This is a genomic window from Hominiventricola sp., assembly GCF_057604405.1.
Genome location: NZ_DBLYVB010000001.1, coordinates 173,419 through 188,993 on the forward strand (window position 1 = coordinate 173,419; position 15,575 = coordinate 188,993).

General features: G+C 46.0%; 3 protein-coding genes. All 3 read right to left on the reverse strand.

The genetic code is table 11. The features are described from left to right. Positions 1-21: 21 nt before the first annotated feature. Positions 22-1,809, reverse strand: a complete 1,788-nt coding sequence (locus tag ACZMB2_RS00890; protein WP_487595087.1) for a hypothetical protein — start codon at positions 1,807-1,809, stop codon at positions 22-24. Further along, positions 1,806-7,391 carry a chitobiase/beta-hexosaminidase C-terminal domain-containing protein gene (locus ACZMB2_RS00895; RefSeq protein ID WP_487595088.1) on the reverse strand — a complete coding sequence of 1,862 codons (5,586 nt, stop codon included), beginning with the start codon at positions 7,389-7,391 and terminating at the stop codon, positions 1,806-1,808. Before ACZMB2_RS00895 ends, ACZMB2_RS00890 begins: the two co-directional genes overlap by 4 nt. 70 nt (positions 7,392-7,461) lie before the next feature. Beyond that, positions 7,462-15,567: an FN3 associated domain-containing protein gene (locus ACZMB2_RS00900; RefSeq protein ID WP_487595089.1), complete on the reverse strand. Its 8,106-nt coding sequence runs from the start codon at positions 15,565-15,567 to the stop codon at positions 7,462-7,464. Between the last annotated feature and the right edge of the window lie 8 nt (positions 15,568-15,575).

Below are 15,575 nucleotides of genomic sequence, written 5' to 3' on the forward strand. Positions count from 1 at the left end.
TGTTCTCACCTGCTTCTTTCGTTATTCTTCCGTCTTCTTCTGCGACACAATCATAAATGCATGTGTAAATATCTCCGGATGTGCCAGTGCTTCCACTTTGATCTCATAGACACCTTCCTGGGCGGGAGCGGTATAGACACCGTTGTTGTCTATCTTGCCGCCTTCCGGATCAAGCAGCGTATAAGTCAAGGTCTCCTCCGGCATATTGATAAATACCGGATTGATGTGAACACTGCTCTTCGGTGAAAGAACCATGGTATCCGGCTGTATCATAATGCAGCCCTTCTGGTCTTTCTGACTGTAAACTCTCTGCTCCAGGTCCTCCGGCTTATACGCATACCAGCGGATCCGAAGTCCGATCTTTCCCATTTTGCTTCTGGGCCGCACACCTACGATAAAGGTTCCTCTCTCCGGCAAAATCTTGATTGCCTGATCCAGTTCAAATACCTTTTCATCCGTCACCGTACTGTCTGAAGCAAAGATACTTCCGTCTCCCAGGATAATAGACTCCCGGTCACTGCTGCTGATATTGTCCCGGCTGATATATTCCACACCGATCTCCACACATACCGGGCCATTTCCCAGTCCATGCATAATCTCATCGGAAAAATATACTTTTCCCATCTCTCCGCCATTTCCAAGAGACATCTCGAAGACGCCGCTGGAATTGACACGCCGTTCTTTCTCTGAATGATAACTTCCCTGCTCCTGTATCCGGACTTCCGATACCGGAAGCTGTCCCTGACAGGAAGATTCCGGAACCAGATATTCATGAAGCTGCTCAAGAATCATCAGCTGCTCAGCGCTGCTCACATACTGGTCAAAGGGTGGTCTTCCCACCTCATCAATCATGGAATGATGATCAGACCGAATCAGATGAATCTCCGCAATGAACAGCTTTTCATCATAGGTACGATCCAGATCCACATCCAGGGTTCCCTGGTAACTGGTCTTTCTTACATGTTCCAGAACCGAATCCTGCACCGGAGTCACTTTCATGCTTCGGTTTTCCGCCGATTCCTCCGATCCGGTTCCCACAACCTGGATATCCTGAAAATCAAGCAGCAGCTCCTCTCCACTGAAAATGTAATCTTCCGGCCGGAAAGACTGTTCCAGAATGACTTTCTTTCCATATTCCAGGCTGACATTTTCTGCCCGGATCACTGTCTCTTCCGGTTTCATCCGGTCTGCCGTTACCTTGCAGGAAAAAGAAAATACAGAAGGCGTATGACTGATTTTCCTGATCTCTGTCCTGCCCTTCAACACGGTCTGCGGACTGATAAAAGCAGGCAGATACTGGATCACCTGAATGTCCTGATCCTGATAGAGCACCGCTGAAGTCAGATAACGGTCCTCCGTCTTCGTATCTCTGCTACAGTCTTTTCTGTCAAGCAGATACAAACGGTACTGCTCTTTCGTACTGTTGTATTTTCTTCCGTCTTCTTCTGTATCCATCACTGCGTAGACCGGTTCTGTTCCCTTTTCCTCATAGGCGATTCCCAGGCAGATCGTATCGGTCTTCAGACTGCTGTATCCTTCAATAGTGGATAATTTCAGCACCTGAGTCCTTGGGACCACAATCTCCCTTCCCGCTGCATCAAGGGCCATACCGGACTGCAGAATGATGGAAGAGTCATCAGCTGCCACCACGTCCAGTCCATAGACGATGCCGGCTCCATGCAGAACCCGGTTGATCAGTCTTCTTTTGTTATTTATGTAATCCTGCTCATTCTGAAAATCCTTTGATGTCAGCAGTTTTCCATAATAATAATTGTTCCGTTCAAAGGAATAATACTTTCGGTTCATCATTCTGCTCTTTCGTCCTCTCTTTTCTTTCTGGATCTGCGCAGCAGCAGGATTCCGATCCCGGCCAGCACGACTGCTGTACTATAGGCAACCGCAAGCCACGGGAATGCTTTCTTTCCTTCGCTGTACTCTGTAGGTGCCGCAATGGCATATACACTTAAATGGTTCGTTTTAATGTAGGCCTCTCCTCCGGATCTTCTAGTCTCAAACGTTTCCACAGAACCATCTTCCTGTAAGCAGACTACCTGAACAATACTGTTCTCATAGGCTGCCGGGATGGGAAGTCCGATCTCTATCTCTCCATCCGGCTGAATCTCCTGTCCATCCGAAAGAAGCGTTACATTGTAAGCTGCCACCAGTCCGTAATTTTCATTGATGATCTGCTTTACCATACGCTCGGAAGCATCTGTCGTTCCCGTCTGCTCCACCAGAAGCTGTACATTTTCCGGAAGTACCTCTTCATCTGTTGAGACCACCACTCCATAAACAGCATTCTTCAATACTACATCTGTAAAGCTGGGACCTGCCTGTGCATTGGAAAAATTCCGTCTGCTCTGAAGTCTTCCCGTTCCGCTGTTATCCTGCGGGGTCTCTTCTTCCTCGATTTCTTCTACTACAACCGGCTCCCGCACCGTATATCCGGCAGTCAGAACCTTGCTGTCCGCCATCTGATTTTTTACTGCAATGACCTTGAACGTCACTGCCTTTTCCACGCTGATCGGACCTGTATAAAGAGTAAGACCTGTCTTTTCATCCGGATTGGGATCCATTCCGTCTGTCCGGTAATAGATGGAAGCGCCATCTGTCTCCGTGCTGAAGGTGATCTCCGTTCCCATCTCCAGTTCCCCGCTGGCGAAATTCGCAGTCGGAGCTGCCACCTGATCGGCAAAGCCATAGGTAAACGTGCTGATTTCGGACTGTTCATAGTCATCTGCAACCGCTACTGCTTTAATGGTCACGGATTCTTTGATGGAAATTGCTTTCTTATAAAGGTTGCTTGCCGTTGTCGGATCCGTTCCATCTGTCGTATAAAAGATTCTTCCGGTCTCCGCGGTAAGCTCCACCGCACCTTCTTCCGTGAATACTGCTCCATCCGGTACGGATGCGGAGGGTGCTGCCAGCCTGTCCATAATTGTGTAAGTAAAGGTAGCTGCTGATACTGCTTTGTCAGTGCCGTCTGCTATGGCAATGGCTTTGACAATCACATTTTCACCCGGTGTTCCGGTGATCGTCACTGCGTTTCCTGCGGAACTGCTCTCACTGGGAGTCGAACCATCTGTCGTGTAATGGATCGTCGCGCCTGACACATCTGAATTCAGGTAAATGATTTCACCATTTTTTACCGTACTTCCTGTTTCTTTATCTGCAAAAATACCGCCTTCATAACTACTAATGCTGTAACTGTAATAACCAACCTCACTGTCACTGTATCCGGTCTTTGCCGCATAGGCACGGACACTCACTACATCCCCTGCCTTACCGCTGATGATCACACGGTCACCTACCAGTACTTTCTGGTTATCCGTTTTCTTGGGATCGCTTCCGTCTACCGTGTAGTAGATCGTCGCATCCTTTTCCGCTTTCAGACCGATCACCGTTCCCGACGCTACTACCGATCCGGTATCAATGGATGGTGTCGGTGTGGAAAGTTTTTCTGATACTTCATAGGTTAAAGTAACAATCTGACTCTCCATGCCATCTTTTACCGCATAAGCTTTGATGGTCGTCTTCTTTGTAATCGTAAACGGGTTGTCGCTGTCAAATACATTGCTTTCTTCTGTCGGATCTTTCGGTGTATCTCCTCCGTAAGCAATCTCATAGTAGATCACCGCATCTTTCGTTGCAGTCTTCAGAGTCACCTGCGTATTCTCTGTCACCGCGCCTCCTGACGGAGTTGCGTAAGGAGAAGAAACTGCTGACGGATATGCGAACACCAGCCTGGAAATCGCACTGCTTGCCAGTCCTTCTTTATAAGCCACTGCTGTGATCGTAAACAGGGAAGAGTCACCGATTGCCGGTACCGTAATGCCTTCTGAGCCATTATACTTTCTGGTCGCACTGTTCTTTGGCTCCAGTGCTGCCTCATCAAATACCGGTTCAGAGCCATCCGTCGTATAGAAAATCGTCACACCTTCCGTTGCGGAATATAACCGGATCTTTGTACCAATCTCTACGATGGTACGGTTTTCCGAATCCGTAGCTGGAACGGAAGTGACCGATTCCACTACCGGCTGATCTGTCACCTTATATACAAATCTGGTCAGTTCACTGTCTTTCATGGTCCGCACCAGCTCACCATACTGACTGGTCAGGCTGCATGCAATGGCCGTGATCGTAAGAGAACTTCCATAGTCCGCAATATCATCTGTAATCTCTATGGGTGCATCTTTGAACTCATAGGTATCTTTTCCCATCACCACTTCCGTACCATTCAGAGACACTACCGGAGCACTTCCATTGACTGTATAGAAAATCCGGCTCCCCTCTGTACTGCAGTACAGGCTGATGGAATCTCCCATGGAAATACTCTCTCCATCCTTCGGATTCGCCGTCGGTATTTCCACCTGACTTCTCAAAGAGAAAGAATAAGTAAAACGGTCAGCTGATCCGATCGTTTTTCCATTCGTCAATGCCTGTGCATTGATAATCAGGTAGTTGGATGTATAGATGCTCTCATCTACCGTAATCCTGTCTTCGTAAAGTCGGGTATCCTCCCCGCATTCATACCAGAGTCCATTCAGCTTCACATAGCGCTTGCCATCATAGGTAATACTTTTTAACTCCGTCCCTTTATATTTTCCTTCCAACGTCTGTCGGGCTTCATAAGATACTTTTGTGAATGTCGGTTCTGATTGATTAACTGTATAAAAAATCAGTGCATCTTCTTCTTCTGTTGTTAGTTTGATCAGCTCAATTTTATCGCCATAATCAACTCCGCCTTCCACTTCCTGATCTCCGGCATATGCAGTTGCCTTTACTCTCCCAGAAGTAGCTTCTATGTACTGCAGTTCATATTCCTGCGGGATACTTCCTGTATATCCTTTCGTCCCGTCCTCATCCTTCGGAATTACCCGGACATACAGATATTTCTTTCCCTCCAGAGATACCGGACTGCCTGTCCAGGTCATCCAGCGATCTACCGACACCAGCTTTTTATCGCTGAGATAATATTGAAGTGTGACTGATCCTGTCTCCACCTGTTCTGCAAGTATCAGGTCAACCATCTGATCTGCCTTTTCTACTTTCTGATCCACTGTTTTACCGCTTTCCAGCGTAACAGAAGGCGGATTCAGTTTCTTATATGAGAAAGAAACCGCATCCTTATTTACGATTTTCCCCTCTTCCAGCTTCCAGGCATATACGGTTTCCCCTGTTTTTATAAGCTTGTCATGGGAAATCTCTATACCGTCCTCATAAAGTTTTACCGCATCATTGCACTGATACCATACTTTATTTACGCGCACATATCTTTTTCCTTCATATTCCACACTTGCAGGCGTTTTTTCACCTGCCAGACTGTTCAGCTTTGCTATCATCCCGGAACTCTGCCCCGCAATGAAGGGCTCTGCCACTTCTGTAAAGGAGTAAAATGCTAACGCATGATCACCAATTCCTTTCAGTTTTACCGTATCGAAAAGTTTTGCTCCTTTTACATTCGTATCGGTCTCTACCGATGCAGTCACCGGAGTCGGTTTTTCTGCAATATAACTGATATGGTAACCCCGGACAGCACTTGCCACTTTTGTGGAATCACTTTTACCTGCATTTGCCCTGACATACAGATAATAGTTTTGTCTCGGTGAGAATGGTTTTTTCCAGGTTTCCCACTTCACACCGGAAAAATTGGTGATGGCACTTCCCGAAAGATAATACTGCCATTCTACGTTTTTACTGCCATCTTTTAACGTAATCATATCTTCACTGGAAATCACCTTATCTGCTGACAGGCTTTCTCCATTCTCAAGATATGCTTTCGGAGCAGTCAGTTTCTGAAAACGAATGAGCTGGTTCTCTCCCGGAAGTTTTCCCTCTGCCACCGCCTGTACAGAAATCGTTACAGTTCCATCCTCTTTATAGGAAACTGAAATCGGTGAAAGAGAATTATATTCCTGCACGCTGTCACTGCACTCATACCAGAGTTTGTTGATGCGGATATACTTCTTTTGCTTATATTCTGTAATTGTTCCGGTTGAATCTGTAGCAGCCTGTTCAAGTTCTGTGCGCTTACTGGTCGTAAGCATTGCCTTTCCCGTGATCGGTGCTGTTTTATCCGTCGTATAGAGCAGTATTTCACCCTTTTCTCCCGAAAGCGTCAACGTATCTGCCAAAGTTGCCCCCTCTGTGACTGGGACATTTTCGATTTCTGCTGTCACTTTTCCGGCTGTTTCTGTCTTATAATTCAACTCATAGCATACCGGCTCACTGCTTGAAAAATGATACACTGTTGGATTCTGCTTTTCCGGCACAACTGCTTTTACGTAAAGATATTTTTTCCCATTCAGGGAAACAGGAGTATCCTGCTCCCATCCCTTCCACTGTACATTCGCATAAGAAAGCAGTTCACTGTCAGAGAGATAGTACTGATACTTAATATTATTTTTTATAAAGTCATAATCTGATACTGCATCTTTATCATCCGGTTTCGGATTCTGCGCCGTCATACTCACAAGCACATCATCTTTATAAAGCTCTGTCGCACCCGTAGTCTGCAGCTCGGTTCCACTCTCCAGAGTCAATGATGGAGCTTTCAGCTGAAGGGCTGGACCGGAAAAATGGTAACTGTAACAACAGTAAGTAACTTCATCATAGTCACGACGCAGATATTTATTTTCCTCCAATGAGTAAAGTCTGAAATAATGGTCAATCGGAGTCAGTGTCAGTACATCAATTCTCACAATGTCCTGATCGTCCTTCCGTAATGGAATTTTCTCATCCGAAGAATATTCTTCCGCCCCCTGCTGATTCATATATCCAGCAATATATGTATTAAACGCACTTCCGAATCCGTCTTCCGATGTAGCAAGCATCTTGTCTGAAACAGTTTCATTTTTATGAGCATCTTTATAAGCATTCCGGACTTTTGATTCAAACTCTGTAAATGCATAGGGCTCGGATTTTTCTGTGATCAGTTTATAATAGGTAACTGCTGGTTTTCTGCTGATATAATGGGAATATTCGGTATATCTTTGATCAGAGGGATATGTAATCGTTCCTCTTTCATAATCCGCATGCGGATTTAATTCCTTCATGGTTACCGTAGAGTCTGTATGATACAGCGCATCTACGGTATAAGCCTGCACACCGTTTTCATCCGCTTTTTTCTTCAGCGTGTATGAATGATCATCGATGCTGATTTTTTCTGCATCCACCTTCTGCTCTACCCGATATCCTGCAATATGGATACCGTTCCAAAAGCTATCGTCCTCATCCCAGTAGACCATTCCTTTTTTTCCGGATGGATTGTCTGCCAGAGTCTCCTGTGGAAATACCGCCCAGATATTCACGAGCAGCACTGCCGTCAGCACTGCGCTGAAAAGGATTCTTCGCCATATGAAATTGTATCTGTGATGGTTCTGTCTTTTCATACACATGCTCCTTCTTGTAAAAAAGAGTATCATACTTTCGGGCAGTGCTCATTACTCGTTCGGGTAGTCTTTACCTGTCCCTTTTCATTTTTTTCCATTTTCTTGAAATATAATAACCAAGTCCTGCAATCACAGTCACCGCTGCTGCCGCTTCCAGTATAAGCAGATAAGAAACTGTCCAGCCGTCGGATGCCGCTTCTTCCAGACCTACCAGTGCATAGTGGCTGAAATGATCGGTCTTTGCATAGGCCATGCCATCCTGTCTGCGGGTCTCTTTCTTCGTGATCTTATTATTTTTATCAATATAAACAATGGTCACTGCTGCATTTTCATAAGCTTCCGGTATTGGCATTCCAATCTCCACCTCGCCCTGAGGCTGTGCAATGGTACTGCCCCGCATCAGATACATATTATAGGAACTGATAATCGTATAATCATCTCCGAACAGCTGCCGCACATTGGCAAGGGCTTCCTGCCCATACTCCTGTTTTTCCGTTACCAGAACCGCATCACTGGGGATGGATTCCCAGGTAGAAGAGACCACCGTATTACAGTCCCGTTCCCTGAGCACCCTGCTCTGATAGGAAGTACTCTGCTGCTGTTCCTCTGTCCTTGTCAGTCCGCTGCTGTCGGTATCCTTCAGCTGCTGCTCTTCCAGAAGCGCCTCTTCCGCTTTTTTCTGTTCCACTGCAGGTATCGTATCTACCTGGTAGTACAGTTCGGTTACAGCAGAAAGCTGCATATCTTCCCGGTATGCTGCCGCCAGAATCGTGACAGTCCGGTTCACGGTAATACCATCTTCTGTATATAACGTCATGGAATCCAGATTGTCCCGGGTGGGTTCCGTTCCATCGGTGGAATAATAAATCTCCGCACCGGACGTATCCGTATGAAGCGCCACAACCGTTCCCGGCTCCAGCACGGTGCCGGTATCATGGGATGCCGTCGGCTTCTCTGCCTTCAGCGCTGCCGTGTACTGGAAGGATGCCACCTCACTGACCTCGCCGTCTGCAGATACCGCAATGGCTTTCAGATTGGTGGTCTTATTGATCAGGATCGGCTCCTTATAAAGACTGGAACCCTCCGTCGGCGTCACGCCATCCGTCGTATAATAGATTTTCTCCGCCGAAGAATTCAGTTCCACTCTTGTCGCCACTGTCAGCGTACCGCCGGATGGTGATGCTGTCGGTGCAGACGGCTTCTCCTTAATCTTGTAGGTAAATGTACATACGGTTCCTGCATCTCCGTCCACAACAGCCACCGCCTTAATCATAAAGCTGCTTCCGGATGTTCCATCCACTGTCACAACGGTACCTTTGATTCCGTTGTCTGCCGGAGAAGAGCCATCCGTCGTATAGCGGATCTCAGCATCTGTTACATCTGTCATCAGATTGATCTTGGAACCAATGGACACCAGTGTTCCATTCGGCACATCTGCCGTCACGCCTCCTGCGCTCTGACTGATCTGATAAGTAAATGTCACTACTTCGCTGACCGATTTTCCGTCTTTTCGCGCACAGGCTTTTACAGTAACCGTGCTTCCTGCAGCACCGTCCAGAATCAGTTCACTTCCGGATATGACAGATGCATTGCTCTGGTCCGAAGGATCACTTCCATCCATGGTGTAATAAATGGATGCCCTGTCAGCTGCTTTCAGTTTCAGTCTGGTTCCTCTTGATACCATGGCACCGCTGTCGATGGATGCTGTCGGTGCGGACAGCTGCTCTCTGGAATTATAAGTCAGTGTCAGAATACCGCTCTTCACCCCATCTTTTACCGCGATTGCCTTGATCACCGTCGCTCCGTTAATAATAATCGGCTGGGTCGTATCAAAGACGGAACTGGAGATCGTCGGATCTTCAGGTGTGGTTCCATCTCTGGATACTGTGTAGTAAATTTCCGCACCTTCCGTTTTGTTCTTCAGGATGACCGCTGTTCCCATATCCACATCACCGGATGGAATATTGGCATAAGGTATCCCCACATCAGAAGGAAAACTGTAGGTATATTTTGCTTCCGGACTGTTGGCCAGCTCCGGATGTACCGCAATTGCCCTCACGGTAAAGTAGCCATTTCCGGAAGGCGGTGCCATGATTCCCTGTCCTGCATCATAGAGAAGCGTACTGCCTGCCGGAGCAAATGTACCATCTTCTGACTTTGTCACCGACGGTGCTGATCCATCAGCAGTATAATAAATGGAAGCCCCCTTTGTCGGTGTGGATAAAAGAATCTTATCTCCCGGCATAATTACGGTTGGTTCCTGGTCAGAGGTAGATGGGGTAGCTGTCGGTGCCACTGTCTGCTCCTGATCCGCAATGGTATAAATAAACCTTACCGTTTCGCTGTCTTTCAGCTCTTTTCGTCCGGTTCCGTCCGTACTCCATTTCACGGCTTTCATCCGGATCACAAACTGATTGCCATAATCTCCCGTTATTTCAATTCCATTTTTATCATCATAGCGGTGGGTTTCTCCTTCTTCATGATCCAGCACTTCCGTGCTTCCGTCACCGATGATGTAATAGATCTCCGCACCTGGTGTCAGTGACCGGAAAGAAAGACTTGCCCCTTTCCGGACCTTCGTACTGTCTTTGTCTTCTCCACCCGGGAAATGAAGCGTATCCATAGCTGCTTCCGGTGCAAAGGTCTGTTCCATGGGTGATACCTGATATGCATATGTAATGGTTTCTCCAGGTTCTCCTCCACTTCCAAGAACAGCCGTATGGATATACTGTGGCTTTGTACGGGATCCATCATTATATAAGCTGATAGAATCCTTATATACCTGAACATTTTCATCCGTCCGGTACCAACGGCTCCCTACTTTAAAGTAACCCTTTTCTCCGGGAGTCAATCCGGAAAGATTCTCCGTCACACGGGTAAAGGAAAATTTATCCTCCAGACGGTCACTGATCAGGTACAGGATTCTCGCTCCTTCTTCCTGGGCGTTCAAATAAATCGGCGCACTGGAAGAAATCGTGGATGCCGCAGATGTATCTGCGATACTTTCCACACTTACTGTTCGCGGAGAAATGGTAACCGTTCCAGCCGCATCCTCAAAAGTATAATGATACGTTTTTATTTCCTGATATTTTCCATTTCCGTTATTGATCCGGGCATAGATATAATATTCATCCGCACCATTAGGCCGATTGATTGTTACAGGTGTATCTGTATACGCCTTCCATTCGTCTGCCATATGCAGGTTATCTCCGGTCAACGAGGAAACGGAAGTCAGATATTGAAGATGTGTCATCCCCAGTGCTCCTGATTCAGTCATTGTAAACGCAAACCGGAATCTGTCACCAGATGCCACTCTGTCATTTTCTTCCAGTTTCGTGCCATCATCAAGATACACTGTAATCTCCGCTGTTGCCGCCGGAGCTGTCTGGAAAGAACCGTATTGGTAAACAATCGGTGCATATCCATCTGCACTCACCTTCAGATACAAATACCATGTTCCTGCATTCTCCGGCATCTGAAAACCTGATGTAATATCTGTCCATTCCACAGAAGAAAATGAACCCAGATCCATCACATATCCCAACGCATTCTGCATGGACTGTCCTGCCCGCCAGTTCTCCTTAATCTCCTCTTTCGCAATATAGTACTGATAGCTGCATTTTGTATTTTCTTCCGTCAGACTCATTTTCGCCTGATTTCCATAAATATTGCCATTCTTAAAATCAACAATATTTTCCTTACCACCTTCCTGATAAAAATCAGATACCTGAACCCCTGGTGCAGGAAGCGGAAGATGATCTGTTACTGCAAATTTCTTTGTCTCCTCCTCATAGAATTTCTGTTCATATTGAGGTAATGTACGGATCGATACCTCTGCTGTTTGAAATGGAAATGTCTTTACTGTTTTTCCTTCAATAGTTTCTGCACTGGATTCGGTCCATCCTGACTGTTTTTCATTATAATAATAAAGCGTTAAATCCTTTACATTGTCAAAAATCGTCAGCTGGATCTCATCTTCCAGAGAAGTTTTATTCTTACGCACTACTTTCCAGCCGCCTGCTTCAAAAAACTGAGGTTTCTGGTTGTCCGTCATGAATGGATAACTGTAGGATGTATCCTCTTCTTTCAGATAATGATAATATCCATCTGTAGCATAGAGTTTTATGATCTTATAATATCCACTGCTCCCCAGATTGAGATTCGGCTCCGTGCAATAGTAGATCTGATGATCCTGATCTGTCTGTTCCCTTCTCGCACTGTATGCCATATAGTAACTATAATTACGGCCAGATGCTGCATCTTTGATCTTCGTCTGTACAACTGTCTGAGCGTTCGTGACCGGTGGCGTAATGGAAAATGCATCCTTTTTTACCAGCCATCCAAGGTCAAAGCCTCCTGCCTGATCAGATTCGGACTGATAATAACTGTAGCGTTTCCATTTTTCCCATCCATCTGCAGGCTCTGCTGCCATGCCAGCCAGAACCGTATCGCCCGGATTAGATACTCCAAGATTGGCCACATCCGAAGTACCTGTTACAATCACATGCTGAAGATTTTCCACGGATCCTGTGCCGAGCAGATAATTGCCACCACTCACACTGCCCCGGACATACAGATCGTGAAGCTCCGTTTTCTCTGCATGCCCCACAATTCCACCTGCACGCAGGGAAGCTCCATTGGATGCCAGTCCGGTTGCTGCAACTGCCTTCAGATTCAGCTGCCCGGAGATCTCCTGAATCTTTCCACCATTGCTCTTTCCGACTATCATACCGACAGATAAACTGTTCGCTACTAAAATAGACGGATTATTCTTGCTGTCTTCGGAAGGTGGATTTTTAGTTTTTCTTTTTGTATAACGATAGGCATCCGCTTCCCGGATGGTCTGGATACCAGACAGCGTAACTTTCTGCCCGTTTACAGAGTTCTTTGCTATAGACTTCTTCAGAACTACGGCAGCATTATCCGCAAGGATCTTTCCTTTCAAAGTACCTAACGGGGCGTTATCCTTTATACTCGTATAGGATCCCTTATCCCATGTTCCGGTCTTTAATGTCCAATCGTCCGATATAGCTTCTATGTAAATCCGCTTGCCAGTTATTGTGTTCTGTAATGTCAGGGTATATTCCGTACTGTCACTTGTCGTCCAGGCCTGGGTGGTCACGGTAGCTTTTAACTCTCCATTTGTAGTTTGGGACTCCCCTTTCAACATGGCATTTTCAGCATAAATATCCGTCGAAAGTTCCTTCGTTGCAGCATAGAGCGTTGTTGCAATTTTTGTCTGGCTGGCTGTAAAAGAAGTCTTCACAGTCCTATGCTTCGTTCCGGATGGCAACTCCGATACTGACAGTGTATAGGATACCTCTTCTGAACCTGATGCTGTAAAAGCAGCATCTGTCGATGTCTGACTTCCCTGCTTCCAGGTTCCGCCAGATGGAAACGCAGTAAGCACTGTCCCCTTTGGAACATTAGCAAGCCTATATACAATCTCCGCTGTTCCGTTGGATGCTGCTGCCACCGCCGGTGCCGATACTGTAAATTGCAGTTCATTTGCTGCAATAGTCTTATTTGTTACCGGAGATGTCCCTTTTTTCCCATTATTATAGACAGATACTTCAGGCACCGATAGGGATAAGGTCTCTGCATTCTCTGATGTTGCGGCAGTTAAATTCCATGCATTCACCAGATCTCCTGCAGATGCAGTTGGGGTAACCTGATAGGTGTATGTCTTTGTCCCGCTTTCTGTAAAAGTAATTGTAGGTGCACCTGAAAGAGCAGTATTTCCATCATACCAGGTTCCATTTAAAAAAATATCAGGAGTACTTAAAGTCACGGTCTGTGCTTTTTTGCTTCTTACTTCAATCGTATAAATAACCGCCGTATTTTTCGCTGTGTACTTTGGTGCTGTAACCTTTAATGAAAGATTTCCGGATAAAATTGCTGTATTTCCAGCCTCCACTGTGCTCGGGGTTGATGCAATAGATGCAAGTACATTTGTCGTTTTTGTACATGCATCTGTTTTAACAGGAGTCGAAGTAATTGTTCCGCCAGGAGTTGTTCCATCTTCACTGGTACCAGAAGTTGAATTCAATAGGTTTGCAGTTGCAGTAATGGATAGCAACGGATCATTTCCTTTCGTAAGTGCTGAAGCATTCGTAAAGGAAATCGTTATGGAAGCACCTGCTTCTAAGCTCTTTACTGTAATCATTCCCTTTGTTTCCGTTGCCCCTGGTGGAAGTGTTCCTGTTCTTTCCATAAGAGGACCATACCAATTCAGTACTAAGTTCGACATCGCCTGCTCTGTAAGATTCGTTATGGTTGCAGTATAGGTAAGACTGCCCGCCTTCGTTCCCGTTACAGCTTCTTTCTGCCCTTCAATTGTGACTTGCAGAACATTACCTGTTGTTCCATTCACCTTTCCATAAGATGTCACTGTTGATGGGGTTCCATCTGGAGACTTCTTTACTTCTGTTGTTTTTGTCGCATTCCCCGTAACCAGTTTCTGCTCACCATTCCCAGTTACCTTTGTCCCACTTGCTGACACCGACAGAGAAGGATTCGTTCCGACAGAAAAACTGTCAGTTCTGGTAAAGGTATACTCTTTACTCACATCCGCATTCAATGTTCCCACAGAAATCGGATTCGTTGAGCCAGAACTATCTGCTACCGTCCATTCGGTTCCTTCATAATTCAGCTTCACATCCTTAAGAGTTGCCCCACTGTTATTTTTTACTGTTACCGTATAAGAAAGGGAACTCTCTGCTGTCCCAATTTCGTCCCGTCCCGTAACCGTTACCTGCAGTTCATTCGTCCCAACTGCAGGTGTACTGTCCGTGCTGCTCACCTCTGCCTGTTTGTTTACGGTTGTCGCAAGGTCTGACGTCGTTGCCGTAACCGTCTGTTCCCCCACCATCTCAGAAGCCTTAAAATGCGCCTTGACCACTGTAGAATCCGCCGTGCAGGAACCTTGGTAAGTAAAAGACGCCGTTTCTGTTTTTTGGGCTCTGTCCATTGTCAGAGTAACATTACCCTTATCCCATGTACCACCTGTCAGACCACTTAACGCTGGTGTTACCTGTACTGTGTGCTGTAAATTATCAAAAGAAGTTACCGAAACGTTATACGTAATCGAATATTTATATTCATTTTCACTGTACGCTGCCACCTCATAGACAGGAGCTGATGCTGTAATGCTGAAGCGCTGTCCTACTTCCGCATTCGTTCCTGTTTCCGACACATCTTTCTCATAAAATGCCGGTGTAGGAAGAGAAACTTCTATATTATTAAGCCCGTTAAATTTATAATTATCTTCTTTCTTATAGAAAACAGACTCTGTAGTAGTCGTAGTAGTAGTCACAACCTGATCTTTATGTTCTGTGCCTTCCTGCGTTACTGTAAGGTCTTTTCCATCCACCAGAACCTGCTCAACCGTTCCGCTTCCAGAAAGCTCACCACAGATAATACCAAAACTGTCTTCTCCGGCTGAATTGGGCGTCTTAGTTGTAACGGTTTCACTTATCACCTGCCATTCCAGTTCCTTGCCAGTCCCATCTACCGTATCCTTATAATTTTTGATCTGATTATATGCAGTCCTATATTCATTCTTTGTATCCAATTCACTGACCAGATCTGAACTTACGTAAGGTTTCGGAGGCTGCTCCAATGTTTTCCCACCGGATACCACCCTCTCCACTGGTGTCTGTTCGGAAGACGTCACGCCTGCATCCGATGTTCTTTTATACGTCGCTTCATCATCTGTGATATTCACAATCACATTCCTGACGGTGCCTGTAACCGTTCCAAATAAAACACCCTGTGATGATGTACCTGGTGTAGCATCACTGATCCCCAGTTTTTCAATGGTAATCACATAACCCTTTCCATCAAACGTTCCCGCAAAAATACCTGTAGATGCTGCCGTGATAGAAGAAATCTTCAAATCCTTGACCAGCTTAAAATTCTTGTCCTTTGTCTGGTCTGCTGTTGCATTTCCAAGTGCAGACAACTGGGCACTATTCTTGATTTCATAATAACTATCCGTACTATCCAGGGTGAAATCCAGGGTTTTGTCTCCCATACGCAGAGGCTCCGCCTTTGCCCCCATTCCATTTCCCAGTATCAGTACCAGCACGGCTGCCACAAGACAGAATAATCCGGCTGCTCCGTACCAGATCTGTTTCTTTCCCGTCCATTTTTTCTTAGGTTCTTTGTTTTTCATTTGTTTTG